The sequence below is a fragment of the Kitasatospora sp. CB02891 genome (assembly GCF_002803145.1).
Lineage (GTDB): Bacteria > Actinomycetota > Actinomycetes > Streptomycetales > Streptomycetaceae > Kitasatospora > Kitasatospora griseola.
This window is the reverse complement of the sequence record NZ_NNBO01000006.1, coordinates 259,193-284,269: the sequence shown is the minus strand read 5'-3', so window position 1 is coordinate 284,269 and position 25,077 is coordinate 259,193. Positions and strand designations below refer to the sequence as shown.

Annotated in this window: 18 protein-coding genes; 11 read left to right on the top strand and 7 right to left on the bottom strand. The window is 73.3% G+C overall.

Annotated features, from left to right (window positions below):
- Window positions 1–868: 868 nt before the first annotated feature.
- Both CG736_RS16370 and CG736_RS16365 read left to right on the top strand, forming a co-directional pair.
- The gene (locus CG736_RS16370) at window positions 869–2,974 is read left to right on the top strand and encodes an MMPL family transporter (RefSeq protein WP_198520520.1); all 2,106 of its coding nucleotides are present in this window, start codon (window positions 869–871) and stop codon (window positions 2,972–2,974) included.
- Between the two features lie 56 nt (window positions 2,975–3,030).
- On the top strand, window positions 3,031–3,675 hold the full coding sequence (locus tag CG736_RS16365) for an MBL fold metallo-hydrolase (protein WP_100586950.1): 645 nt from the start codon (window positions 3,031–3,033) through the stop codon (window positions 3,673–3,675).
- Window positions 3,676–3,682: 7 nt separating this feature from the next.
- Here the strand turns inward: CG736_RS16365 and CG736_RS16360 are convergent, their stop codons facing one another.
- Window positions 3,683–4,561, bottom strand: coding sequence for an alkaline phosphatase family protein (locus tag CG736_RS16360; RefSeq protein WP_100586949.1), 879 nt, complete (start codon window positions 4,559–4,561; stop codon window positions 3,683–3,685).
- Window positions 4,562–4,768: 207 nt separating this feature from the next.
- Between CG736_RS16360 and coaE the strand changes: the two genes are divergently transcribed.
- The 6 genes from coaE to CG736_RS16330 all read left to right on the top strand — a co-directional run bounded on the left by coaE (window position 4,769) and on the right by CG736_RS16330 (window position 12,886).
- Window positions 4,769–5,365 carry a dephospho-CoA kinase gene (gene coaE, locus CG736_RS16355; RefSeq protein ID WP_100586948.1) on the top strand — a complete coding sequence of 199 codons (597 nt, stop codon included), beginning with the start codon at window positions 4,769–4,771 and terminating at the stop codon, window positions 5,363–5,365.
- A 113-nt stretch (window positions 5,366–5,478) separates the two neighbouring features.
- Window positions 5,479–7,572, top strand: a complete 2,094-nt coding sequence (locus CG736_RS16350) for an MMPL family transporter (RefSeq protein WP_100586947.1) — start codon at window positions 5,479–5,481, stop codon at window positions 7,570–7,572.
- A gap of 157 nt (window positions 7,573–7,729) precedes the next feature.
- Window positions 7,730–8,989 (top strand): helix-turn-helix domain-containing protein, encoded by a 1,260-nt coding sequence (locus tag CG736_RS16345; protein WP_100586946.1) that lies wholly within the window; start codon window positions 7,730–7,732, stop codon window positions 8,987–8,989.
- Between the two features lie 65 nt (window positions 8,990–9,054).
- Complete coding sequence (locus tag CG736_RS16340) at window positions 9,055–9,804, top strand: TIR domain-containing protein (protein ID WP_232734039.1); 750 nt, start codon at window positions 9,055–9,057, stop codon at window positions 9,802–9,804.
- Window positions 9,801–11,750 carry a hypothetical protein gene (locus tag CG736_RS16335; RefSeq protein WP_100586944.1) on the top strand — a complete coding sequence of 650 codons (1,950 nt, stop codon included), beginning with the start codon at window positions 9,801–9,803 and terminating at the stop codon, window positions 11,748–11,750. Before CG736_RS16340 ends, CG736_RS16335 begins: the two co-directional genes overlap by 4 nt.
- On the top strand, window positions 11,747–12,886 hold the full coding sequence (locus CG736_RS16330) for a hypothetical protein (RefSeq protein ID WP_100586943.1): 1,140 nt from the start codon (window positions 11,747–11,749) through the stop codon (window positions 12,884–12,886). Before CG736_RS16335 ends, CG736_RS16330 begins: the two co-directional genes overlap by 4 nt.
- Before the next feature lie 48 nt (window positions 12,887–12,934).
- Here CG736_RS16330 and CG736_RS16325 read toward each other — a convergent pair whose 3' ends face one another.
- The 3 genes from CG736_RS16325 to soxR all read right to left on the bottom strand — a co-directional run bounded on the left by CG736_RS16325 (window position 12,935) and on the right by soxR (window position 15,276).
- Entirely contained in the window at window positions 12,935–13,765 is an 831-nt protein-coding gene (locus CG736_RS16325; RefSeq protein WP_100586942.1) for a sulfurtransferase, read from the bottom strand.
- Between the two features lie 68 nt (window positions 13,766–13,833).
- Window positions 13,834–14,685, bottom strand: coding sequence for an SAM-dependent methyltransferase (locus CG736_RS16320; RefSeq protein WP_100586941.1), 852 nt, complete (start codon window positions 14,683–14,685; stop codon window positions 13,834–13,836).
- 99 nt (window positions 14,686–14,784) lie between these two features.
- The gene (gene soxR / locus CG736_RS16315) at window positions 14,785–15,276 is read right to left on the bottom strand and encodes a redox-sensitive transcriptional activator SoxR (RefSeq protein WP_100586940.1); all 492 of its coding nucleotides are present in this window, start codon (window positions 15,274–15,276) and stop codon (window positions 14,785–14,787) included.
- 65 nt (window positions 15,277–15,341) lie between these two features.
- Here soxR and CG736_RS16310 point away from each other — a divergent pair, with 65 nt between their 5' ends.
- Together CG736_RS16310 and CG736_RS16305 are read left to right on the top strand one after the other, a co-directional pair.
- Window positions 15,342–16,046, top strand: a complete 705-nt coding sequence (locus tag CG736_RS16310) for a hypothetical protein (RefSeq protein WP_100586939.1) — start codon at window positions 15,342–15,344, stop codon at window positions 16,044–16,046.
- A 51-nt stretch (window positions 16,047–16,097) separates the two neighbouring features.
- Entirely contained in the window at window positions 16,098–17,003 is a 906-nt protein-coding gene (locus CG736_RS16305; RefSeq protein WP_100586938.1) for a transketolase family protein, read from the top strand.
- Between the two features lie 17 nt (window positions 17,004–17,020).
- On the opposite strand, the gene treZ is transcribed toward CG736_RS16305, so the two are convergent.
- From treZ to glgX, 3 genes are read right to left on the bottom strand one after another with little or no spacing between them, the layout of a single operon-like run.
- Window positions 17,021–18,754, bottom strand: coding sequence for a malto-oligosyltrehalose trehalohydrolase (gene treZ, locus CG736_RS16300; RefSeq protein WP_100586937.1), 1,734 nt, complete (start codon window positions 18,752–18,754; stop codon window positions 17,021–17,023).
- Window positions 18,754–21,144: a malto-oligosyltrehalose synthase gene (gene treY / locus CG736_RS16295; protein WP_100586936.1), complete on the bottom strand. Its 2,391-nt coding sequence runs from the start codon at window positions 21,142–21,144 to the stop codon at window positions 18,754–18,756. Before treY ends, treZ begins: the two co-directional genes overlap by 1 nt.
- A 57-nt stretch (window positions 21,145–21,201) precedes the next feature.
- Window positions 21,202–23,325 (bottom strand): glycogen debranching protein GlgX, encoded by a 2,124-nt coding sequence (gene glgX, locus CG736_RS16290; RefSeq protein WP_100586935.1) that lies wholly within the window; start codon window positions 23,323–23,325, stop codon window positions 21,202–21,204.
- 437 nt (window positions 23,326–23,762) lie between these two features.
- Here glgX and CG736_RS16285 point away from each other — a divergent pair, with 437 nt between their 5' ends.
- Window positions 23,763–25,013, top strand: a complete 1,251-nt coding sequence (locus tag CG736_RS16285; RefSeq protein ID WP_232734027.1) for an SAV2148 family HEPN domain-containing protein — start codon at window positions 23,763–23,765, stop codon at window positions 25,011–25,013.
- The last annotated feature ends 64 nt before the right edge of the window (window positions 25,014–25,077 follow it).

Here is a 25,077-nt window from a genome sequence, read left to right as displayed (position 1 = left end):
CGCCAGCGGAGAGTGCGCTGCGTGGGGGGTTGGCGTGCCGTGCGCTGCGCGCGGCTGGGGGGCCTGATGTTCTTGCGCCGGCGGCCGAGTGCCCGGTGGCAGGCAGGGGCCCGCTGCGTGGTGTGAGCTGGAGGCCGTGCGTGGTGGGGGCGAACCGGGCCGTCGGGGGTAGCCTGCTGCACGGCCCGAGCTGGAGGCTGTGCGTGGTGGGGGCCGGGCCGTCGGCAGTGGCCTGCTGCACGGCCCGAGCTGTTGGCTTCGCCCGGCCGCCATCTGCGGGATGCCGAGCCCCGCTTGGCTGCCAAGTTGCTCGTGCAGCGCTCAGTCCCACGCGGGTGCCCGCAGACGAGACGGCCGTATTGAGCGGCGGAGGTCGTGGCGAGTTCGGGTACCCGACTGCGCCCGCCCAGGTGGGAAAGGCCCGCTTTGGCTCGCTGAGGCGCCCAGTTGCTCGCCCTCGGGGCCGGCGGCCGCCTGGTGAGTCCGCTCAGCCGTGCAGCTGCTCATGCGTCGGCGAGGTGGGCTACCGGCTGAGCTCGCCCGGAGAGGCGCCGGACGTCGTCCGAGCGAGCTGTCTGCTTCGCGCAGCGTCCCGTCATCAGTGCTGCGCTCCCGCCCCCTCGTCTCGGGCCGAGGTATTGCGCGTCCTTTTGAGGAGCTTAAGTGGCGTTTATGTGAAGGGAATTGTGAGATGAGGCTCATCGTCCGGCTATAGGACGTTCAGGGCGTGACGCATACCTTGGGGTGAGTTGTCCGAAAGGCTCCCGGCATGCGCAGCTCTCGCTCCACCGCAGCAGAGGTCCAGGTTTTCCAGGTTCACGGTCGGTTGGCCGGGCTTGGGCGAGTGTGTTTTCGGTATCGGCGTTGGGTGTTGGGGTTCTGGGCGCTGGTGCTCGCGGTGGGGGTGCTGATCGGCGGGCGGGTGTTCGAGGGGTCCGTGGCGGGGACGGGGGGCGGGGGGTCGGAGTCGGCGCGGGGTGCGGCGGTCGTGCAGGCGGCGGATCCGGTGCAGGGCACGGTGACGGCGGTGGTGGACGGCGCGCCGGTGGGGAGCGAGGGGGTCAAGGCGGCTGTTCAGCGGGCGAGTTCCGAGGTGGCGAAGCTGCCGGGGGTGGTCTCGGTGGCGGACACGTACTCGACCGGGGGTCGGCTGAGCGCGGGTGACGGCCGGGCGTCGCTGGTGAACGTGCGGATCGCGGACGGGGCGTCGGCGAAGCAGCTCAAGGCCGTGACGGACCGGCTGGAGCAGATCACCGCGGACGGGGCGCACACGGTGGTGGGCGGGGATCCGGTGCTGCAGCAGGAGGTGAAGGACCAGACGGCGCGGGACACCCGGTTCGGGGAGATCGTGACGCTGCCGCTCACTCTGATCGTGATGGTGCTGGTGTTCGGCGGGCTGGCCGCGGCGGGGCTGCCGGGGATCGGGGCGGTGGCCTCGGTGGGCGGGGCGTTGCTGGCGATGTTCGGGTTCAGCCGGATCATGGACATCGACACCAGCGTGCTGCCGATCGCGACGGTGCTGGGGCTGGGGCTGTCGATCGACTACGCGTTGCTGATGGTGAACCGGTTCCGGGAGGAGCGCGGCCTGGGCGCGACGATCGCGCAGGCGGTGGAGCGGACGTCGGCGACGGCCGGTCGGACGGTGGCGTTCTCGGGGCTGACGGTGGCGGTGGCGCTGAGCGGCCTGTTCGTGTTCACCAGCCCGGTGTTCCGGGCGGTCGCCGTGGCGGGGGTGAGCGTGGTGGTGATCGCGGTGGCGGCGGCGCTGACGCTGGTGCCGGCGCTGCTGGGGTTCATGGGGCGGCGGATCAAGACGCCGAGCGCACCCGTCCCGGACGAGGGGTTCTTCTCGCGGACGGTGCGCCGGGTGCAGCGGCGGGCGGTGCCGGTGATGCTGGCGTGCGTGGCGCTGCTGCTCGCGGCGGGGGCGCCGTTCCTGGGTTCGCACTTCCGCATCTCGGGCGCCGATGTGCTGCCGAAGAGCTTCGCGTCCCGGCAGGTCGCCGAGGCCGTGCAGGAACGTTTCCCGGCGCAGGCTCCGGCCCCGGTGCAGGTGGTGGTCGAGGGGACGCCGCAGCAGGCGCAGCACTACGCGGACAGCGTGGTGGCGTCGCTGCCGGGCGTGTCCGGGGTGCGGGCCGTCACTCCCGTGTCGGACGGGGTGCAGACCGTGGACGTGCTGGTGAAGGGCGACCCGCAGGGCGCGGAGGCCAAGCGGGTGGTCGGTGAGCTGCGCGAGCACCGGGGCGGCCTGGAGACGTACGTGACGGGCGACGCGGCGTCGCTGGTGGACTTCCAGCACGAGCTCGGCTCGCGCGGGCCGTGGGCGGTCGGGCTGGTCGCGGCGGGGACGCTGGTGCTGCTGTTCATGATGACCGGGTCGGTGGTGCTGCCGGTGAAGGCGCTGCTGATGAACGTGCTGTCGTTGGGCGCGTCGCTGGGGGCGCTGACGCTGGTGTTCCAGCACGGGTACTTCAGCGGGCTGCTCGGGTTCACCCCGACCGGCGGTCTGGAGACGGTGATCCCCGTGCTGGTGTTCGCCTTCGCGTTCGGGCTGTCGATGGACTACGAGGTGTTCCTGCTGTCCCGGATCAAGGAGCTGCACGACCAGGGCCACGGCTGCCTGCGGTCGGTGGAGCTGGGGTTGCAGCGCAGCGGTCGGATCATCACTTCGGCCGGGCTGCTGATGGTGATCGTGTTCGCCGGGTTCGCCTTCGGGCAGATGCTCATGGTCAAGCAGATGGGCATCGCGCTGGCCGTCGCCGTCGCCGTGGACGCCACCCTGGTGCGCACCCTGCTGGTGCCCGCCACCATGTCGCTGTTCGGCCGCCTCAACTGGTGGGCGCCCGCCCCGCTGCGCCGCCTGCACCGTCGCATCGGCCTGAGCGAGCACGTCGAACTGCCGCCGCTGCGTCCGGCGGAGCTGCCCGTGCCGCGGCTGCCGAAGGAGCCGGGACTGGTGGGCGCGCCCTAGGACCGTCGGCGTCGTGCGCCCGGCAGGATCGGCCGGTCAGGTCCTAGGGTGGCGGTATGCGACTGACGAAGTTCGGCCATGCCTGCGTCCGGATCGAGCACGCGGAAGGGGCGGTGCTGATCGATCCCGGCATGTTCACCGGCCCCGAGGCGGTGCGGGACGTGCGCGCCCTGCTGATCACCCACGAGCACGTCGACCACTTCACCGAACCGCAGGTGCGGGCCGCCGTCGAGGCGAACCCGGGGCTGCGGGTGTACACCAACCGTTCGGTGGCCCGGCAGTTGGAGGGCATCGGGGCACGGGTGACGGTGGTCGGCGAGGGCGACGCGTTCGAGCTGGACGGGCTGCCGGTGACGGTCCACGGCGAGTGGCACGCGGAGATCCACCCGGACATCGAGCGGATCCCGAACATCGGGTTCCTGCTCGGCGGCCGGGTGTTCCACCCGGGCGACGCGCTGACCGTCCCGCCGGACACCGTCGACACGCTGCTGCTGCCGCTCGGCGCGCCCTGGCTGCGGGTCGGCGAGCTGGTCGACTACCTGCGCGACGCCCGGCCCCGGCAGGCGGTGGCGATCCACGACGAGACGCTCAGCCCGGCCGGCCGGGCCGTGCACGGGCGGCTGCTCGGCCCGCAGGGGCCCGGCACCGGCGGGGTGGCGTACCGGACCCTCGACGTCGGGGAGTCGGTCGAGCTGGTCTGACGGTCGGTCAGAGGGCGGGCGCGGCGGCCGTGAACGGGCGGCCGTCGAGCGTCCAGTGCGAGTCGGGGACGATCTCCAGCGCCGCGTACACGTGCGCCGCGACGTCGGTGTGGTGCAGCGGGCCGACCGGCGCGCCCGGGGTGATGCCGGGGCCGAACGCGGCGATCCAGGCGGTGCGTTCGAGGTCGCTGCGGCCGCCGTGGCCGCCCGCGTCGACGTGGCCGTGGTCGGTGACGACGATGACCGTCCACTCCTCGGCGGCGTACGTGGACCGTTCGCGCAGCGCGGCCAGCAGGCGGCCGAGGCGGGCGTCGGCGGTCTCGATGGAGCGGCGGTAGTCCTCGCCGCAGCCGCGGAAGTGCGCCGTCTCGTCGACCGCGCCGAGGTAGACGAAGGACGCCTGCGGGTCGTCGTCGGACCGGGCGAGCACGTACTCGGCCTCGGCGGTGACCCGCTCGTCGCAGACCTCCCACGCCTCCGGGGTGTCCTCCAGCGGGGCGATGTACGAGAGCCGGCCGGGAGCGTTGAACAGCGGGCCGCCGTCGCGGGCCAGGAACAGCGGCTCCCAGCCGCCGACCGCGAAGGTCCGGCGGCGGTGGGCCTTGGCCAGCCGGGTGGTGAAGTCCGGGAACACGTCGAGCCGGTGGCCGCCCAGGTGGTTGCCGAGCACGCCGTGCTTGGCGACGCCGACGCCGGTGGCGATGGTCGCCCAGCACGGGCCGGACATCGTCGGGGTGGCGTCGTCCACCTCGACGGGGCTGAGGAAGCCGGCGGCGGCGACCGCGTCCAGGTGCGGGGTGTGCAGCTCGGGCAGCAGGTCGAGACGGACGCCGTCGATGCCGACGACCAGGACCCGGCGCGGGCCGGCGGGCCAGATGCTGGACACGGATGATGCTCCGATCGTTCGAGGGTGGTGCAGGTGTTCGAGCTGTTCGGCACCTTAGCGGCCCGCGCGGACCCGTAGAGCTGTACAACCAACTTTTTTCCGGACGTCCCTTGGGCGAGGGCCCGGAGAGTTCCTGCGGAGTTCGCCCGGTGTTCGTCCCGCCCGGGCCGCCGCGGGCGCCGCGGTACGGGCCGGTAACCTGGCGGCATGCTGAGGATCGGACTGACGGGCGGCATCGGCGCGGGCAAGAGCGAGGTCTCCCGCCAACTGGCCGCGCTGGGCGCGGTGATCGTCGACTCGGACCTGATCGCCCGTGAGGTGGTCGCCCCCGGGACGCCCGGACTGGCCGCGGTGGTCGCCGAGTTCGGCCCCGAGGTGCTGCTGCCCGACGGCGCGCTCGACCGTCCCGCGCTCGGCCGGATCGTCTTCGGCGACCCGGCCCGCCTCGCCGCGCTCAACGCCATCGTGCACCCGCTGGTGCGGGCCCGGTCCGCCGAACTGGAGGCCGCCGCCGGCCCGGACGCGATCGTCGTGCACGACGTCCCGCTGCTCGCCGAGAACGGTCTCGCCCCGCTGTACGACCTGGTCGTGGTCATCGACGTCCCCGACGCCGAACGCCTGCGCCGCCTGACGGCGCTGCGCGGCATGCCCGAGGACGAGGCCCGAGCCCGGATGGCCGCCCAGGCCACCCGCGAGGACCGCCTCGCCGTCGCCGACCTGGTCCTCGACAACAGCGGCGACCTCGACGCTCTCACCTCCCGCGTCCGGGAACTCTGGCGGCAACTGGAGCAGCGCAGCGACTGACCTGCGCCGATCGGGTCGCGGCGCGCGCGGGCCGGCGGGCCCGGCCCGATGCTGGGACGAGGAGGGCGCGGCGGACGGCCCCGCCCGGGGTCGTCGACTGGGGGCCGGTCGCGATGAGTTCCGGCAGAAGATGGTCCGCGCTGCCGTGCGGGCGGCGCCGCAAGTGGGTGGTGCTGGCGCTGTGGCTGGTACTGCTGCTGGCCGCCGCGCCGACGGCCGGGAAGCTGATGGGCGCCGAGGACAACCAGGCGTCCAGCTGGTTGCCCGCGAACGCCGAGTCGACCCGGGTGCAGGAGGCGCAGCGCCGGTTCCAGCCGGTGGACACCGCCGAGGCCGTGGCGGTGTACCAGCGGCCGGGCGGCGTCACCGCCGAGGACCGGGCCGCGGCGGCCCGCGACGCCGAGAGCTTCGCCGGCGCGCCGCACGTGGTCGGACCGGTGGTCGGGCCGACCGTCTCCGCGGACGGGCAGGCGATGCAGACCGTGGTGTCCGTCGAGGTCGGCACCAGTGGGTGGAACAACCTCAAGCCCGCCGTCGACAGCATGCGCGCCACCGCCGCGGCCGACGCGCCGCCCGGGCTGGTCACGCACGTCACCGGCCCCGGCGGGATCGCCGCCGACCAGGCGAAGGCGTTCTCGGGCATCGACAGCACGCTGCTGTTCGCGACCGTCGGCGTGGTGGTCGTCCTGCTGCTGCTCACCTACCGCAGCCCCGTGCTGTGGCTGCTGCCGCTGCTGTCCGCCGGGGCGGCGCTGACGGTGGCCGAGGCCGTCATCTACCTGCTGGCGAAGCACGCCGGACTGACCGTCAACGCGCAGAGCGCCGGCATCCTGATCGTGCTGGTGCTCGGCGCGGGCACCGACTACGCGCTGCTGCTGACCGCCCGCTACCGGGAGGAACTGCGACGCCACCGGGACCGGCACGAGGCGATGGCCGCCGCCCTGCACCGGGCCGGGCCGGCCGTCCTGGCCAGTTCGGCGACGGTCGTCGCGTCGATGCTGTGCCTGCTGGTCGCCGAGATGAACTCCACCCGCGGCCTCGGCCCGGTCTGCGCGATCGGCGTGGTCGTCGCCCTGCTCGCGATGCTCACCCTGCTGCCCGCGCTGCTGGTGACCGTCGGACGCTGGGTGTTCTGGCCGGTCCGCCCGGGCTACGGCACGCCCGAGCCGACGAAGACCGGGCGCTGGGCGCGGATCGGCGCCTGGATCGCCGACCGCCCACGCAAGGTGTGGATCGGTACCGCGCTCGCCCTGGCCGCCTGCACCGCCGGGCTGGTCTCGCTCGACGCGACCGGTCTGAGTGCCGCCGGATCGTTCACCGGCACTCCCGACTCCGTCACCGGCCAGCAGGTGCTGGCCGCGCACTTCCCCGGCGGGACGGGCGCGCCGCTGTCGGTGATCAGCAACGCCGGCCCGCCGCTGGACGCCGTCCGGCAGGCCGCCGCGAGCACCCCCGGCATCGCCGGGATCGGCCCCGCCGAGGTGCGCGGCGGCGAGGCCTTCTTCCCGGCGACCCTCGCCGACGCCCCCGACAGCGCCGCCGCCCGCGCGACCGTCGACCGGGTCCGGACGGCCGTGCACGCCGTGCCCGGGGCGAACGCCCAGGTCGGTGGCCCCACCGCGGTCGTCCTCGACGCCGGACGGGCCGCCGCCCGCGACAACCGGGTGATCATCCCGCTGGTCCTGGCCGTGGTGCTGCTGATCCTCGCCGCCCTGCTGCGCGCCGTGGTCGCGCCGCTGGTGCTGATCGCCACCGTGGTCCTCTCGTACGCGGCGGCGCTCGGCATCAGCGCCTTCTTCTTCGCGCACGTCTTCCACTTCGAGGCCCAGGACCCGGCGTTCCCGCTCTTCGTCTTCGTCTTCCTGGTCGCCCTCGGCATCGACTACAACATCTTCCTGATGACCCGCGTCCGCGAGGAGTCCGCCCACCTCGGCACCCGCCGCGGCGCCGTCGCCGGCCTCGCCGCCACCGGCGGCGTCATCACCTCCGCCGGCCTGATCCTCGCCGCCACCTTCGCCGTCCTCGGCACCCTCCCCCTGGTCGCCTTCGCCGAAATCGGCTTCGCCGTCGCCCTCGGCGTCCTCCTCGACACCCTGGTCGTCCGCTCCGTCCTGGTCACCGCCCTCACCGCCGACCTCACCCACCACATGTGGTGGCCGGGCCGGCTGTCCCACGCGCGGCCGCCGGCGGCGGAGGTCGGCCAGTAGGACTGTCGGGCTAGCGGCGTTTGGCGACAGGAAACCCTTACAGAACGCCACCGGGTGAATGCACCGCGTGCCAGACTTCTTCCCCAGGGGCGGAGGAGATGCCCCCGGTTCCCCGCGGTTTTTCGATGAGCGGGACGACTTCGGAGGAGATAGTGGCATGTCCATGTCTTTGTCGTTCGGCGCCGAACTGCGGCGCCTTCGCGAGGAGCGGGGGCTCTCGCTCGACGGCCTGGCCAGGCGACTGAGGTACAGCAAGGGGTACCTCAGCAAGGTCGAACGGGGCGAGCGGGCGGCATCGATCGACCTCGCCCGCCGGTGCGACGCGGCGCTCGGTGCCGAGGGAAGCCTGTCCGATCTGGTCCGGGGAGCGAGCGGGGGCGAGCACGCGGAGACCGGCGAGGAAGGGGGCGTCTCGGGGCGTCGCGAGTTGATGGCGGCAGGCGCGTTCTCCCTGCTCGCGCTGTCCGCGGCCGGCCGTCCTGCCGGTGTCCGCGGGCAGGTGGGCGCGGCGGCGCCCGTCGAGTTCGGGCCGACCGTGCTGCTGAGGGAGGAGTACGACCGTGCCCGGCGGCTCGGACAGTGCGTCGACCCCGCCGTCCTGCTGCCCCTGCTGGTGGAACAGGGTCGCACCACCGCCCGCATCGCGGCCTCCACCACCGGACGGACCAGGTCGGAACTGCTCCTGCTGGCTTCCAGGTTCGCCGAGTTCACCGGGTGGATGGCGCAGGAGGCCGGGGACACCCGTGCCGCCCTCACGCACACCGCCGAGGCGGTGGACCTCGCGGAGGAAGCCGGAGACCAGCACCTCGCCTCGTACGCGCTGGTGCGCCGGGCGCTCGTGACGTTCTACGACGGAGACTCGGCCCAGACCGTCGCGCTGGCCGCCGCGGCCGCCGAGAACCGAAAACTGCCCCACCGCATCAGGGGCCTCGCCGCCCAGCGGGAGGCGCAGGGCCACGCCCTGGCAGGAGACCACCTGCGCTGCATGCGGAGCCTCGACCAGGCACACGACTTCCTGGCCTCCGCCGACCGTGACGGAGCGTCAGGCCCGCTCATCGGCACCAGCAATCTCCCGGACCCCGCCGCGATGGTCACCGGCTGGTGCCTGTACGACCTGGGCCGTCCGCAGGAGGCGTCGGAGGTGCTGGACCGCGAGTGTGCGCGCATCCCGGCGCACGCCCTGCGGACCCGGACCCGTTACGGACTGCGTCGGGCTCTGGCCTACGCGGCCGCGGGGGAGGTCGACCAGTCCTGTGCGGTCGCGGGCGAGCTCGTCGGCATCGCCGGTGAGGTGCGCTCCGCCACGGTCGCCGCCGATGTCCGGCGACTCGACCGTGAGCTGGGCCGGTTCCGTTCCCACCGCGCCGTCCGGGAATTGCAGCCGGCCCTGCTCGAAGTGCTGGCCGACCGCCACTGAGACGCAGTCGGCTGCCTCATGCCCAATCCGTCCATTCTCGAAGGAGGCTGTTCAGCTTGTCCATTGTGTTCGTGAACTACCGTACGGGAGACGGCGATGCGGTCGCCGCGTTGCTGGAGCACGAGCTGTCCGACAGGTTCGGGAGCGACCAGGTGTTCCGTGCGAGCAAGTCGATCCCGGCGGGGAGCCGTTATCCCCGGGAGCTGATCACCGCGGCGCGTCGGTGCCACGTGTTGCTCGCGGTGATCGGCCGCGGTTGGTTCGACCCGCGAGAGAACGGGGATCGTCCGGCGATCGAGGACCCGTCCGACTGGACGCGGCGGGAGATCATCGAGGCGTTCGAGACCGGTGCGATGGTCATTCCGGTGCTGACCGACTCCGTGCGACTCGACCGGAGCCGCCTGCCGGCGGAACTCGCCGAGCTCGCCGACTGCCAGTACCGCCGGCTGGACATGCGGAACTCGCGTGCGGACCTCGCCCGGATCGGCGACGACCTCGCGGAACTGGTGCCCGCGCTGGCCAAGCTCGACTCCCGACGTGAGGACCCCGAGGCGCGCCGAGAGCCGGAGCAGGGACCGGGCCGTGCCCACCAGGTGCGGATGCGGGACGGAGTCGGGGCCGTAGGAGGGGACCTGTCCGGAACGGTGATCAACTCGCCGCGCGGGCCGATCCACACGGGCAGCGGCAGCCTGAACAGCGGGCCGCAGTTCAGCGGCGACGGCATGGGCGTCCAGTACATCACCGGCGGCGACTTCAGGAAGTCCCAGCAGCAGTTCGGAGGAACGTTCGGACGCGAGAACGGCCGGGAGCGGTGAGCGTTCCGGGCAGTACCCGGATCGAGGACCTGCACGGCCCGGCCCACTCCGGTTCGGGCGATCAGTACAACTACATCTATCCGGCGGGTGGCTTCCCGCACTCACGCGAGCGCGTCCGGATCGCGGCGGAGGATCGGCGCTGGCTCAGCCAGCGGTTCGTGCGGCCCCGCAATCTGGGCCGGGCGTCGGAGCGGCTGGCCAAGCCCGGGGCCACCGTCCTGCTGGTCGGCGAGGCCGGCATCGGGCGGCGCGCCGCCGGCACTGTGCTCCTGCACGAACTTCCGGGAGAAGAAGGCAGTTTCGAGGAGCTCCCAGCCGAACGCGACCCCGACGGCCGGCTGGAGTTCGGACCGGACGACCGGCTGCTGCTGGACCTGTCGGAGACGACGGTGGAAGGCAGTTCCACAGTGTTGGACGGGCTGGGCGTCTATCGATCCGCGACGGAGCGTACCGGCGCCAGACTGGTGGTGATCCTCTCCTCGGAGCTCGAGCAGGCGCTTGCTCCTGAGCTCCAGCTTCACGTGGTGAGGCTCGAACGGCCCCGCGGCGATGCCGTGTTAACCAGATACCTGCGATCCGACGAGCTTCTCCATCAGCCGGGCGACCTTGAGCTTCCGGAACTCAAGAGTCTGCTGGCGACCGCACCGATGCGGGACATCGCCCGGCTGGTCCGGATCATCGGCGAGGTCAAGGCGAGCCGGCGGCACGGTACTGTCTTCGCGGGCTGGTGCGCCGCAGCGATGGAGGCGATCACCGACTGGTCGGACCAGGTCGCGCGGCAGGTGGACGAGTTGACCGACGGCCGGAAGCGCGCCTTGCTGCTGGCCGGGGCGATGCTCGACCGAGCTCCGGCGGACGTTGCTGCCCAATGGGCCGATCAACTGCTCCGGCTCGTCGATCACCCGGACAACAGCGAGTCGGCCCTGGCCGGTCCGGACCTGTTGGCTCAGCTCCACGGGCTGAAGATGACGCGAAGCCAGGACGGCCGGATCGACTTCGAGAGGCTGTCCTACGGTGCGGCGGTACGGTCGCACTTCTGGACCTACTTTCCCGGCCTGCGTGACCATTTGAGGGACTGGGTGGCCGACGCGATCCACCTGGCCGGTCTCGGCCGCGCCGAGCGCAGTGAGCTGGTGATCCGCTTCGCCGAACAAGCTCTGGCGGCCGGACGTCCGGACGACCTTCGCATGCTCGCCGAACAATGGACGTCCAACAGCGGATCGCTGCCGACCGAAGCCGCGTTGCTGCTGGTCCAAGGATTGGAGCATGAGAAGTACGGCGGCGCGGTGAGAAGGCAGATCTACCAGTGGGCCGCCAACGGCCGACCGGCACCGCTGCTGGCCCGGGTGCTGACCGAGGTGTGCCGTCATGAGCTGGCCGCGACCCATCCGGATCTCGCGCTCACGCGGCTCTTCCACCTGTCGAAGCGCGGCGAGTCGACGGACGCGACCGAGGCGGTGCTCGAACTGGCCCGAGGTGAATTGCGGCTGCTCCGCCACTTGCTCGAGAGGATCTTCCGGAACGGCCGCGCGGCGTCGAAGCACGGGTACGGACTCCTGCTCGACCTGCTCGACCCATCCCTCCTCCGGGTCCTTCCGACGGCTCCCGAGCTGGAACTGGTCTGGCACCGGGTGCTGACCGGAGCGGACCGGGCCCGCTGGGCGCCGGCAGTGCGCAGCTGGCTCACCGCCGCCGCAGTGTCACCCGCCTGGGAGAGCGGACCGGACGTCATGGTGCGAGCGGCCGGCAGCCGGGCCGGAGTTCTCAACGAGCTCTACCTGACGGCCCTGGAATGGCAGCGGACCAGGTCGGACGACCCCGCCGCGCCCGACCCGGCCCGTCTGGCCACCGCGGAGCGCTTCTGGCGTTCGATCGACCGCGTCGAGGGCGCGGGCGAGCACCAGCACACCGATTACCAACCAGCCGACTCGTGGGAGGTCTCGTGAACCACCGCAACAGGGCCCAGTTGTTCCTCGCCGTCGTCGTCGGCGGGCTGCTACCGATCTATGCAGGCTGGAAGCTGGGCTGGCCGATCTGGCTCTGGTTTCTGGTGAGTGCCGCGTCGATGGCGCTGGTGGGCCTGGTCCTGATGGCCCGGGTGACACAACCAGCTGTGTCGGAACCCCCGGTGCAGTACTCGGTGGAGCCCCCATTGTCCCGACCGGAGCCGCCGACCGAATTGCCCTTCAACGAGACCCGGTTGGACGACCTGGCACTGCCGAGCTGCCTGCCGGACTACGACCTCAGGTTCTCGGCGACGGTTCGATGGCGGCCGTCGCGCCCGCACCAGGCGTATGTGCACGCCAACCTGGCTGCTGCCGCCGTCGACACGGTTGTGGCCCGGGCCAGGCAGCTGGCCGCCGGTGAGCACCCCGGGCGGACCGACCTGGCGGCGTACCGACTCAATGGCGCCCTCGGCACCCCGGTCAACGACAGCTCGGGCCTGGTGACCGTCATGGCGGTGGCCGTCATGGTCACTGTGACAGAGGAGGACCGGGTCAGGCTGGAGAACCTGGCCTCACTGCGGAAGACCGAGGACGCCTGGGAGCAGCAGCGTCAGCACGAGCGCAATCGGTGCGCCTATGTCGGTGGCGAGGTCCTGAAGAGTCCCGGCTCGGCAGTGGTGTGGTGGTTGTCCAGGCACGAGGACCAGATCGAGCAGGCTGTCAGCCTTATCGGGCCGCTCGCCGAACTGTCTGCGGCTGCCAACGATGCCGAGGTGCCGGAGGTGTTCCGCCCCTACCTCGGGCGCCGGCCCGGCGAGGCAGAGGATCCGGTGGATGTCGAGTACGCCGACCTGTTGAGGCAGGAGCAGGAGGCCGCAACCCGGGTCGACACCGAGGACTCTGCCGCGCAGCGGATCATGGAGTTGATGGACGAGCTGGGAGTCAGCCCGGACAGCGACAGGGGCAAGGTGTGGCTGCACCGGCTGGGGCGCGCGACCCAGGAAGCGATGCGCGACGATCCGGAGGACGTTCGGCCCGGGCCCGACAGGTCGGAGGTGGACCTGGACGGCGGGCTCGGCTCCGAATGGGACGACGCGGCACCGCCCCGTGGCAACGAGGGGCCGACCGGGGATTGAAAGGCTGCGGTCCCGAGTTGCGGACAGCTCGGGGCCGTTGGCGGCCCGTCAGGAGCCCGTGGCGACCGGCAGGGCGGTTTCCGGGCGGCCCCAGTCGGACCAGGAGCCGTCGTAGACGGTGGGGGTGGGGTGGCCGGTGAGGTGGGCGGCGAAGGCGAGGATGCAGGCGGTGACGCCGGAGCCGCAGGTGGTGATGAGGTGGGGGCGGTGGGTGGTGGCGGTGGTGAGGCGGGTGCGGAGGGCGGGGAGGGGGAGGTAGCGGCCGTCGGGGGTGAGCAGGTCGGAGAAGGGGAGGCTGGTGGAGCCGGGGAGGTGACCGCGGCGCAGGTGGGGGCGGGGTTCGGGGGCGTCGCCGGTGAAGCGGTCGTGGGAGCGGGCGTCCAGGACGGCGGTGGCGGGGTCGGTGAGGGCGGCGGCGACGGTGGCGCGGTCGACCAGCAGGCCGGGGCGCGGGCGGGCGGTGAAGTCGCCGGGGGAGTACGGGAGTCGATGGGCGGCGACGGGGTGGCCGGCGGCCTGCCAGGCGGGGAGTCCGCCGTCCAGGACGGCGGCGCGGTCGAAGCCCATGGCGCGCAGCATCCACCAGGCGCGCGGGCTGGAGTAGATGCCCGCGCCGTCGTAGACGACCACGGTGGAGCGGTCGTGGACGCCGAGGGCGCGCAGTTCGCGCTGGAAGTCGGCGGCCGGCGGCATGGTGTGCGGGAGTTCGGACGACGGGTCGGACAGCGGTCCGTCGAGGTCGAACGGGCGGGCGCCGGGGATGCGGCGCGCGGCGTGGCGGTGGGCGCCGACGCTCGCGTCGAGGACGACCAGGTCGGGCCGGTCGAGGCGGGCGGCCAGCCAGGCGGCGTCGACCAGGAGCGGCGGCAGTGCGGTCATGGCGGGGGCTCCGTCGGTGAGGGGAGCCTCATGATCGCACCGCCGCCGCCCGGCGGTTGAGGACGGCGTCAGGGCTTGCGGGCGACGCCGGCCCAGATGGCGACCTGGCCGTCGGTGTCCTGCGGGGCCTGGTCGGGGCGCCACAGCGGGGCGGTGACCAGGCCGGGTTCGAGCAGTTCCAGGCCGTCGAAGAAGCGCAGCACCTGTTCGCGGCTGCGCATGGTGAGCTGCGCGGTCGCGGAGCGGTAGACGGCGGGGCCCTTCGAGACCTCGGCCGGGTCGACGAAGTCGGCGGTGCCGTGCGAGAGCGCGAGGTAGCTGCCGGAGGGCAGGGCGTCGACCAGGGTGCGGACGATCCCGTACGGGTCGTCGGCGTCGTCGATGAAGTGCAGGATCGCGAACAGCATCACGGCGACCGGCTTGCCGAGGTCGAGCAGTTCGCGGACGGCGGGGTCGGTGAGGATCGCCCCGGGGTCGCGCAGGTCGGCCTGCAGGACGCTGACGCTGCCCAGCTGCGCACCGGCCAGCAGGGCCCGGCCGTGCACCAGCACGATCGGGTCGTTGTCCAGGTAGGCGACCTTGGCGGTGGGGTCGACGGCCTGGGCGATCTCGTGGGTGTTGCCCGCGGAGGGGATGCCGGTGCCGATGTCGAGGAACTGGCGGATGCCCTGCTCGGCGGCGAGGGTGCGGACCGCGCGCTGGAGGAAGGCGCGGTTGGCGAGGGCGCTGATCCGCACCAGCGGGCTGAGCGCGAGCACCTGTTCGGCGGCGGCCCGGTCGGCGGGGAAGTTGTCCTTGCCGCCGAGGTAGTAGTCGTACATTCGGGCCGGGTGCGGGATCTCCGGGCGCAGCTCGGCGGACGGCGGCGGACTCTGCTCGCCGGACATCCAGTCGAGTGAGATCTCCTGATGATCGGTCATATCCGGCCCCCCGTCGGTGGAACACGCTTTCGGGGGCAGCATAGACGGCCGGGAAACCGGTTCGACGACGGATGGCCGAAACCGGTCCCTCCGGCCAGGTTAGCGGTCCGGTCCGACAGCGGGTTCGGGCCCGTCGTCCGGGTCGCGGGTGAGCAGGTAGCGGGCGCCGGGTCCGGCGGCGGCGGCCCGGTCGTCGGCGTTGTACAGCAGGCAGCGGCTCAAGGAGAGGCAGCCGCAGCCGATGCAGCCCGTCAACTTGGCCTTCATCAGCTGGAGTTCGGCGATCTGCCGGTCGATCCGGTGCTGCCAGGCGCCGGCCACGGTGTGCCAGTCGCGGGGCGTGGGCGCGCGGTCCACGGGCAGTCGGGCGAGCGCGGTGCGGACCTCCTCCAGCGAGAGTCCGACCTGCTGGGCGGCCCGGACGAAGGCGATCCGGCGCAGCGCCGCGCGCGGGTAGCGGCGCTGGTTGCCGGTGGTGCGTTCGGCGTGGATCAGGCCGAGGCTCTCGTAGTAGCGCAGCGCGGAGGTGGCGAGGCCGCTGCGCTCGGCGAGCTGGCCGATGGTGAGGCGGTCGTGCCGGGTGGGCGTCATGGCCCGGAACACTACCGGCGCACGGCCTTGACCTGAAGCGCACTTGAAGTTGGATCCTCGTTGGCATGACGAGCGAAGCAACGCGCACTCCCGGCGGTTTCGACGAACTGCCCCACCTGATCTCGCTGATGACCGGCGACGAGAAGCACTCGCCGGCCGCGAACTCCACCCTGGACGCGCTGTGGGTGCTGTACGACCGGGTGCTCAAGGTCGGCCCGGCCACCGTGGACGCGCCCGACCGGGACCGTTTCCTGCTGTCCAAGGGCCACGGCCCGATGGCGTACTACGCGGTGCTGGCCGCGAAGGGCTTCTTCCCGGTGGAGCTGCTGCCGAGCTTCGGGTCGTACGACTCGCCGCTCGGCCACCACCCGGACCGGCTGCTGGTGCCCGGCGCGGAGATCGGCTCCGGGTCGCTGGGACACGGGCTGCCGCTGGCCGTGGGCACCGCGCTGGGCCTGCGGGCGCAGGGCCTGGACGCCCCGGCGGTGTGGGTGCTGATCGGGGACGCCGAGTTCGACGAGGGCAGCAACCACGAGGCGGTGGCGTTCGCCGGGGCGTACGGCCTGGAGCGGCTGCACGCCGTGGTGATCGACAACTCCTCGGCCACCCACGGCTGGAACGGCGGCATCGCGGCCCGGTTCGCGGGCGAGGGCTGGTCGACGGCCACCGTGGACGGCCGCGACCACGACGAGCTGTACCGGGCGTACACCGCCCCGCACCCCGGCCGCCCGCACGTGGTGGTGGCCCGCACCGAGCCCAAGTTCGGCTGAGCACCCCAAGAACAGCTGCCCGAGAACGACCGAGAGCGGAGACCGCAGACCATGACCACCCAGGAGTTCACCATGCGCGACCAGTTCGCGCTGACCACCGCCGAGCTGCTCGACCAGGACCCGCGCACCGCCCTGGTGCTGGCCGACATCGGCGCCGCCCAGTTCCCCGAGGCGGCCCGCGCCCACCCCGACCGGGTGGTGAACGTCGGCATCCGCGAGCAGCTGCTGATCGGCGTCGCCGGCGGCCTGGCGCTGACCGGGATGCGGCCGATCGCGCACACCTTCGCCAGCTTCCTGATCGAGCGGCCCTTCGAACAGGTGAAGCTGGACCTGAACCACCAGGGCGTCGGCGCGGTGCTGGTGAGCGCGGCCGGCTCCTACGACTGGCCGGCCGGCGGGCGCACCCACATGGCGCCCGGCGACGTCGCCCTGCTGGACACCCTCCCCGACTGGCACGTGCACGTCCCCGGCCACCCCGCCGAGGCCGACCTGCTGCTGCGCCACGCCGTCGCGGCGGGCGACAGCCTGCAGTACGTGCGGCTGTCCGCCCAGCAGAACCGCGAGGCCCGGCCGATCGTCCCGGGCCGGTTCCTGACGGTCCGTGAGGGTGCCCGGGGCGTGGTGCTGGCGGTCGGCCCGATGCTGGACGCGGTGCTGGAGGCCACCGAGACGCTGGACGTGACGGTGCTGTACGCGGCCACCGTGCGGCCGTTCGACGCGGCGGGCCTGCGGGCGGCGATCGGCGGCCGGGCCGACGTGGTGCTGGTCGAGCCGTATCTGGCCGGCACCTCGGAGCGCGAGGCGCACCGGGCGCTGGAGCAACTGCCGCACCGCGTCCTCGGGTTGGGCGTGCCGGTGGCCGAGCACCGGCACTACGGGTCGCTGCCCGAGCACCTGGCGGCGTACGGCCTGGACGCGGCCCACCTGCACGCCCGGATCGCCGCCTTCCTGCGGTGAGCCCGGCCCGGGGCGAGTCAGGCCGTGCGCAGCACCGCCACCGCGTCCGGCCCGAGCAGCACCGCACCGTTCGCCCCGGCCTTCACCTCGCCGAACGAGGCCTCCAGGGCGGCGAGTTCGCCCTCCAGCGGGACGGCGGCGGGCTGCTCGCCGCCGAGCCTGGCCAGCACCCGGTAGCGGCCCCGGTGCACGGCCAGCCAGCCCTCCGCCGCGTCGTGCCGCACCCGCACCGCCGCCAGGTCGCCGGCCGCCAGCTCGGGCGCGGCGCGCCGCAGTCGGATCAACTCCCGGTGCCAGGCGAGCAGTTCGGCGTGCGGGGCGCGGCCCGGCTCGGACCAGTCCAGGGTGGAGGCGCGGACGGTGGCCGCGTCCTGCGGATCGGGGACGTCCTCGGCGCGCCAGCCGTGCCCGGCGAACTCCCGGCGCCGGCCCTGCCGGACGGCCTCGGCGAGCTGCGGGTCGGTGTGGTCGGTGAAGTACTGCCAGGGGGTGGACGCCCCCCACTCCTCGCCCATGAACAGCATCGGCGTGAAGGGCGAGGTGAGCACCAGGGCCGCCGCGGCGGCCAGCCGGCCGGGCGGCAGCGACGCCGACAGCCGGTCGCCGGTGGCCCGGTTCCCGATCTGGTCGTGGGTCTGCGCGTAGCCCAGCAGCCGGTGCCCGTAGGCCGACGGGAACGGGCGGCCGTGCGAGCGGCCCCGGAACGAGGACCGGCTGCCGTCGTGGAAGAAGCCGCGGGTGAGGGCCTTCGCGAGCGCCGCCCACGGGTCGGCCGCGAAGTCCGCGTAGTAGCCCTGGCTCTCGCCGGTCAGCAGCGCGTGCAGCGCGTGGTGGAAGTCGTCGCTCCACTGCGCGGTCAGCCCCAGCCCGCCGGCCTGCCGGGGCGCGGTGGTCCGCGGATCGTTCAGGTCCGACTCGGCGACCAGGAACAGCGGGCGGCCGGTGGCCTCCGCCAACTCCTCGACGGCGACCGCGAGTTCCTCCAGGAACGGCAGCGCCCTCTCGTCCGCCAGCGCGTGCACCGCGTCCAGCCGCAGCCCGTCGATCCGGTAGTCGCGCAGCCAGGCCAGCGCGCTGCCGATCAGGTACGCCCGGACCTCGTCCGAGCCCGGCGCGTCCAGGTTCACCGCCGCGCCCCACGGCGTCCGGTGCCGGTCGGTGAAGTACGGGCCGAACCGGGGCAGGTAATTGCCGGACGGGCCGAGGTGGTTGTGCACCACGTCGAGGATCACGCCGAGGCCGCGCAGGTGCGCCGCGTCCACGAACCGCTTCAGCCCGTCCGGGCCGCCGTACGGCTCGTGGACCGCCCACGGCGACACCCCGTCGTAGCCCCAGCCGTGCCGGCCCGGGAACGGGCAGACGGGCATCAACTCGACGAAGTCCACGCCGAGTTCGACCAGGTGGTCGAGGCGGGCGGCGGCCCCGTCGAAGGTGCCCTCGGCGGTGAAGGTGCCCACGTGCAGCTCGTACACCACCGCGCCCGGCAGCGGGCGGCCCCGCCAGGCCGTCCCCGACCAGTCGAACGCGGCGTGGTCGACGGGGCGGCTCAGCCCGTCCGGGCCGGACGGCTGGCGGGGCGAGCGCGGATCGGGCAGCGCCGGGCCGCCGTTCAGCCGGAAGCCGTAGTCGCCGTCCGGGCCGTCCCCGTGCCACCAGCCCGGGTGCGCCGGGTCGCGCTCCAACAGGTACGGGATCGCCCCGACCTCCACCTCGACCACCCTGGCCTCCGGCGCCCACACCCGGTACCGCATCACGCCCCCTTCGCCAGCAGCGCCACCGGCGCCTGCTGGAACAGATACGCCAGTTCGACCGTCCCGCCCGTGAAGTGGCGGCCCGTCAGCCGGTCCGTCCAGCGGCCCGGCGGCAGCTCCAGCAGGGTGCCGCGCCAGCCGCCCGACCGGAGCAGCCCGTACGGCAGCCGGGTCGCCGCCCCCACCACCTGCCGGCCGCGGGCGAACGCCAGCAAGTGCTCGGCCGCCGGGCCGATCCCCCTCAGCGGGCGGTAGGCGCCCAGCGGGCCCTCGCGGCGCAGGTGCAGGGCGGTGGTGGTCAGGTGCAGCTTCTCCCGGGCCAGGTCGCCGGGGCGCGGCGCGGCCGCGTCGGTCAGCCGCACCGCCAGCGCGTCCAGGTCCACCGGGGCCCGGTTGTCCGGGTCGACCAGCGTGTACAGCGGCTCCTCGCCGCCCTGGAACACGTCCGGCACGCCCGGCGCCAGCAGGTGCAGCAGCGCCGCCGACAGCGAGTTCACCCGGGCGAACGGCTCCAGCATGCCCACGAACCCGGCGATCCGCGGGCACAGCCCCGGATTGGCCAGCGCGTCCCGCACGTACTGGGCGAGCCGCTGCTCGAACACCTCGTCCGGCGCCGTCCACGAGGTGCGGCGCTTCGCCTCCCGCACCGACTTCAGCACCACGCCCAGCAGCCGCTCCTCGGTCAGCGGCCACGCCGCCAGCAGGGTCTGCCACAGCAGCCACGCCGAGGCCCGGTCCGGGCACGGCCCGGCCGCCACCGTCCACGCCGCGCACTCCGCCGCCCACGCCTCCGGCAGCTCCGCCAGCACCGCGAGCCGGGCCCGGGCGTCCGCGCTGCGCTTGGTGTCGTGCGTGGACAGCGCCGTCATCGCGTGCGGCCAGTGCTGCTCCTGCTGCTCGCACCAGCGGTGGAAGTCCGCCGGGGCGACGCCCGGGTGCTCCGGCAGGCCGCCGACCTCGTTCAGCGACAGCAGCGCGTTGAACCGGTAGAACGCGGTGTCCTCCACGCCCTTGGCCGCCACCGCCGAGGCGGTCTGGCCGAAGCGGTGGCAGAACTCGTCCTTCGCGGGGGAGCGGCCCAGCGCGCCGAGCGCGAGGCGGCGCACCAGCAGCTCGGTGTCCGACGCGCCCTCGGGCGGGGCGAGCGCCTCGGCGGCCTCGGCCGGGGCCGGCTCGCCGGGCACCACGTACGGGCGGTACACCGGGTACTCGGTGAGCAGGCCCTCCAACGCCCGGCGCACCGCCAGCGGCGAGTGGTCGGCCAGCTCCGGGCCGTCCGCGCAGATGCGCTCCACCAGGCGCACCAGCCGGTCGGTCTCCGCGGACAGCGCACCGTCCGGCGACACCATCTCGGCCCGGCCGATCAGCGCCGACGCCGCCGCGTCCGCCCGGTCGCCGACGTCGCGCCGGTAGGCGATCGTCAGCCGTTCCGCGCCCAGGTGGTCGGTCAGCACGCCGTCGATCCGGCGCAGCGCGTCGTAGCCGGTGGTGCCCGCGCACGGCCAGTCGGCGGGCAGCCGCTCCTCGCCGGTGAGGATCTTCTCCACCACCGTGTACGCGCCGTCGGTGGCCTCCGCGAGGCGCCGCAGGTAGCCGCGGGGGTCGGCCAGCCCGTCGGGGTGGTCGATCCGGAAGCCGTCCAGGACGCCCTCGCGGTGCAGCCGCAGCAGCACCGCGTGCGTCGCCTCGAACACCTCCGGGACTTCCATCCGCACCGCGATCAGCTCGTTCACGGTGAAGAACCGCCGGTAGTTGATCTGCTCGTCGGCCAGCTTCCACCAGGCGAGGCGGTACCACTGGCGGTCCAGCAGCTCCGGCAGCGGCAGGTGCGCGGTGCCGGGGCGCAGCGGGAACTCGTGCTCGTGGTAGCGCAGCACCTCGCCGTCCACCGTCAGCGCGCCGAGCTCCGCGCCGAGGCGGCCGCCGAGCAGCGGCAGCAGCAGGCGGCCGCGCCCGGGGGCGTCGACCGGGCCCGACTGGGCCGTCCAGTCGATGTCGAACCAGGCGGCGAACGGGTCGTCGGGGCCGTTCGCCAGCACCTGCCACAGCGGCCGGTTCAGTTGCTCGGGCACCGGCAGCGCCATGTGGTTGGGCACCACGTCCGCGATCAGGCCGAGGCCGTGCCGCCGCGCCTGCGCCGAGAGCTCGCGCAGCGCCTGCTCGCCGCCCAGCTGCTCCGCGACCCGGCCGTGGTCGACTGTGTCGTAGCCGTGCGTGGAGCCCGGCGCCGCCTCCAGCAGCGGCGACAGGTGCAGGTGCGAGACGCCGAGCGCCGCCAGGTACGGCACCGCCCGGCGGGCGTCGTGCAGGGTGAACTCCGGCTGCAACTGGAGCCGGTAGGTGGCCGTCGGGAAGCGGGCCGTCGAAGGGCGCGCGGCGACTGACGTCATAGCCGCATCCCTACCCGGACCGCCCGGCGCCTACCGCCCATTGCCCCGAACGGGGTGCTAGGCCGGTCGCTGCAGCACCAGCAAGGAGCGGTCCGGCAGGTGCAGGGTGTCGCCGGCCTTGGCGCGCGGGCCGGTGCCGGGCGCGGGGAGGGCGGGCAGCGAGGTGTCGACGACGATCTGCCAGGCCTCGCCGTGGCCGGCCGGGACGGTGAAGGCGATCGGCTCCGAGTGGGCGTTGAACATCAGCAGGAACGAATCGTCGACGATCTTGCCGCCGCGCCGGTCCGGCTCGGAGATGGCGTTGCCGTTCAGGAAGACCGTCAGCGACTTCGCGTACGAGGTCGACCAGTCCGGATCGGTCATCTCCTCGCCGCCCGGGGTGAACCAGGCGATGTCGGTCAGCGCGTCGTGGGTGCCGGAGACCGGGCGGCCGTGGAAGAACCGGCGGCGGCGGAAGACCGGGTGGTCGCGGCGCAGCCAGATCATGCCCTGGGTGAACTCCAGCAGCCGGCTGTCCGCCGGCTCGCCCTCCCGGCTCGGCCAGGCCACCCAGGTCAGCCCGGAGTCCTGGCAGTAGGCGTTGTTGTTGCCGTGCTGGGTGCGGCCCAGCTCGTCGCCGTGGGAGAGCATCGGCACGCCCTGGGAGAGCATCAGGGTGGCGATGAAGTTGCGCTGCTGGCGGGCTCGCAGCTCCAGCACGCCCGGGTCGGTGGTGTCGCCCTCCGCGCCGCAGTTCCACGAGCGGTTGAAGGACTCGCCGTCCCGGTTGTCCTCCCGGTTGGCCTCGTTGTGCTTGTCGTTGTACGACACCAGGTCGCGCAGCGTGAAGCCGTCGTGGCAGGTGACGAAGTTGATCGAGGCGATCGGGCGGCGGCCGTCGTCCTGGTACAGGTCGGAGGAGCCGGTCAGCCGGGAGCCGAACTCGGCCAGGGTCGCGGGCTCGCCGCGCCAGAAGTCGCGGACGGTGTCGCGGTACTTGCCGTTCCACTCGGTCCACAGCGGCGGGAAGTTGCCGACCTGGTAGCCGCCCTCGCCGAGGTCCCACGGCTCGGCGATCAGCTTGGCCTGCGAGACCACCGGGTCCTGCTGGACCAGGTCGAAGAACGAGGACAGCCGGTCCACCTCGTGGAACTGCCGGGCCAGCGTCGCCGCCAGGTCGAAGCGGAACCCGTCCACGTGCATCTCGGTGACCCAGTAGCGCAGCGAATCCATGATCATCTGGAGCACGTGCGGGGAGCGCATCAGCAGCGAGTTGCCGGTGCCGGTGGTGTCCTCGTAGAACCGCTGGTCCTTCGCCAGCCGGTAGTACGAGGCGTTGTCCAGACCGCGGAAGGACAGCGTCGGCCCGAGGTGGCTGCCCTCCGCGGTGTGGTTGTACACCACGTCGAGGATCACCTCGATGCCCGCCGCGTGCAGCGCCTTCACCATCGACTTGAACTCCTGCACCTGGTGCCCGCGGTCGCCCGTCGAGGAGTACGAGGAGTGCGGGGCGAAGAAGCCGATCGTGTTGTAGCCCCAGTAGTTGGACAGCCCCAGGTCCCGCAGCCGGTGGTCGCGGACGAACTGGTGCACCGGCATCAGCTCGATCGCCGTCACGCCCAGCTTCGCCAGGTGCTCGATCACCGCCGGGTGCGCCAGGCCCGCGTACGTGCCGCGGATCTCCTCCGGGATGCCCGGGTGCCGCCTGGTCAGGCCCTTCACGTGCGCCTCGTACACCACGGTGCGGTGGTAGTCGGTGCGCGGCGGCCGGTCGGTGCCCCAGTCGAAGTAGGGGTTGATCACCACCGAGTGCATGGTGTGCGGCGCCGAATCCAGGTCGTTGCGGCGCTCGGGCGCGCCGAAGTGGTAGCCGTACACCGACTCGTCCCAGTCGATGTGGCCGCTCATCGCCTTCGCGTACGGGTCCAGCAGCAGCTTCGACGCGTTGTGCCGCAGACCCAGCCCGGGCTGGAACGGGCCGTGCACCCGGAACCCGTAGCGCTGGCCCGGCTGGACGCCCGGCAGGTACGCGTGCCGCACGAAGGCGTCGGTCTCGCGCAGTTCGACCGCCGTCTCCGAGCCGTCCTCGGCGATCAGGCAGAGCTCGATCCGGTCCGCGCTCTCGGAGAACACCGCGAAGTTGGTGCCCGCGCCGTCGTAGGTGGCGCCGAGCGGGTAGGGCTGCCCCGGCCAGACCTGCATGTGTCCTCAACTTCCCCGTGCCAGACGCCAATCGGCGCTCCCACGGGTGGTCACCCGGTGGAGCGCCCGAGCATGTGCGGGCGTCAGTGGCGCGACGGGCGTGACGCACCGCACATCCGCATACTCCTCGCCGGACGGCCGAACCCGGCGTCCATCCGCCTCCATTCGCCCGTTGTTCGCCCGGACGGGTGTCCCGGCTTCCGGGCCGGACAGCCCGCCGTGGCCGGGCCGTGACGGACCGTCGGCCGCAGCGGTGCGCGCCGCGGTGCGTGCTGTCAAGAGGGCTGTGTCGCGGCCACCGAGGGCGATACCCTTGATCGTCCGGACCGCGAGAACCCCGGGCCCGTGTGCGGCCGGCGACCAGGGGCCGTCATGGTGGACCGAGTCAGCGGACAGCCCGTCAGTCGGCGGGCGGCGGGCGAGAGGTGAGGTGGCGGATGGCGTTCCCCGCCGACGGCGACGGACCCGACCCGCGGGCCGGCGGCAGCGAGGCCCCGACGCTGGTCGTCCGCACCGGCGGCCGCGGATCGCTGCCCCCGCAGGGCGGCCCCGCCGAGGGCGTGCCGCCCGCCTGGGCCGCCGACCAGTGGGAGGACGCCTACCGCCGGGTCCGGCTGGCCGGCCGCGCCTACGTCTGGCTCAACCTGGTCGAACAGCGGATGCGCGCCCTGGTCCACGAAGTGCTGCGCCCCGTCTACGCGCCCGTGCACGGCGAGGAGTGGGTCACCGCCGCCGCCGGACCGGTCGGCGAGGAGTGGGTGCACCGGGCCGCCGCCGTCCGCGAGGTCTCCCGCCGCAAGGGCTACCTGCTCGACCCCGTCGACGACGACCCGCTGGTCTTCCTCACCCTGCCGCAGCTGCGCGAACTCATGGTCCAGCACTGGCCGTGCTTCGAACCCCACCTGGTGGACCGCCGCGAGGTCGAGCTCGCCCTCGACGAACTCGAGGTCGCCCGGCACGTGGTCTCCCGCAACCGGGCGCTCACCCAGACCGTCCTCGACCAGACCGAACGGGCCGCCGCCCGCCTGCTCGCCGTGCTCGACGGCACGCTCGGCGGGGTGCCCGCCGACGTCGTCGAGGAACTCGTCGCCGGCCGCTACTCCGACGTGGTCGCCGTCCACCCCGACCGGGTCCGCCTGCAGCGCGACCTGCCCGTCGAGGACCTGCTCGACGGCGCCCGGCGGCTCGACGCGGTCGGCATCGGCCTCGGCATGCTCTGCCAGAACTACACCGGCAAGCGACTGGTGCGGCTCGCCACCGACGGCTGCCGGGTGCGGCTGCTCTTCCTCAACCCGGCGAGCAGTGCGGTGCGCCGCCGCGAACGCGAACTCGGCATCGGGCGAGGCGAGTTGGGCCGCTCGGTGGAGATGAACATCATGCACGTGCGCCGGGTGAGGGCCCGGCTGCGCGACCCCGGCAGCTTCGAGATCCGGGTGTTCGACGAACTGCCCCGGTTCACCGCCTACCTGGTCGAGGGCCCGCGGACCACCGGCGCGGGCGGCCGCCGGCGCTCCACCGACCTCGGCGTCGTCCAGCCCTACCTGCGCCGGGCCCGCGGCATCGAATCGCCCGCCCTGGTGCTGCGCGGCGGCGCCGGACAGGAGGCCGGCGGCACCGAACCCGGCCTGCTGGAGGTCTACCGGGAGGAGTTCGAGGACCTCTGGGGAGACTCCCGCGCGGTGTCCTGACCAGCAGGATCGCGCCCCGTGGAGCGGACGCGCCGTCGGCGCTGTCACAGCGGCAGGCGATGAT

Excerpts from the sequence above, each read along its gene's own strand:
- CG736_RS16365 (WP_100586950.1), top strand. The coding sequence starts at position 3,031 with ATGCGACTGACGAAGTTCGGCCATGCCTGCGTCCGGATCGAGCACGCG.
- coaE (WP_100586948.1), top strand. The coding sequence starts at position 4,769 with ATGCTGAGGATCGGACTGACGGGCGGCATCGGCGCGGGCAAGAGCGAG.
- CG736_RS16350 (WP_100586947.1), top strand. The coding sequence starts at position 5,479 with ATGAGTTCCGGCAGAAGATGGTCCGCGCTGCCGTGCGGGCGGCGCCGC.
- CG736_RS16345 (WP_100586946.1), top strand. The coding sequence starts at position 7,730 with ATGTCCATGTCTTTGTCGTTCGGCGCCGAACTGCGGCGCCTTCGCGAG.
- CG736_RS16325 (WP_100586942.1), bottom strand. The coding sequence starts at position 13,765 with ATGACCGCACTGCCGCCGCTCCTGGTCGACGCCGCCTGGCTGGCCGCC.
- CG736_RS16320 (WP_100586941.1), bottom strand. The coding sequence starts at position 14,685 with ATGACCGATCATCAGGAGATCTCACTCGACTGGATGTCCGGCGAGCAG.
- soxR (WP_100586940.1), bottom strand. The coding sequence starts at position 15,276 with ATGACGCCCACCCGGCACGACCGCCTCACCATCGGCCAGCTCGCCGAG.
- CG736_RS16310 (WP_100586939.1), top strand. The coding sequence starts at position 15,342 with ATGACGAGCGAAGCAACGCGCACTCCCGGCGGTTTCGACGAACTGCCC.
- CG736_RS16305 (WP_100586938.1), top strand. The coding sequence starts at position 16,098 with ATGACCACCCAGGAGTTCACCATGCGCGACCAGTTCGCGCTGACCACC.
- treZ (WP_100586937.1), bottom strand. The coding sequence starts at position 18,754 with ATGCGGTACCGGGTGTGGGCGCCGGAGGCCAGGGTGGTCGAGGTGGAG.
- treY (WP_100586936.1), bottom strand. The coding sequence starts at position 21,144 with ATGACGTCAGTCGCCGCGCGCCCTTCGACGGCCCGCTTCCCGACGGCC.
- glgX (WP_100586935.1), bottom strand. The coding sequence starts at position 23,325 with ATGCAGGTCTGGCCGGGGCAGCCCTACCCGCTCGGCGCCACCTACGAC.
- CG736_RS16285 (WP_232734027.1), top strand. The coding sequence starts at position 23,763 with ATGGCGTTCCCCGCCGACGGCGACGGACCCGACCCGCGGGCCGGCGGC.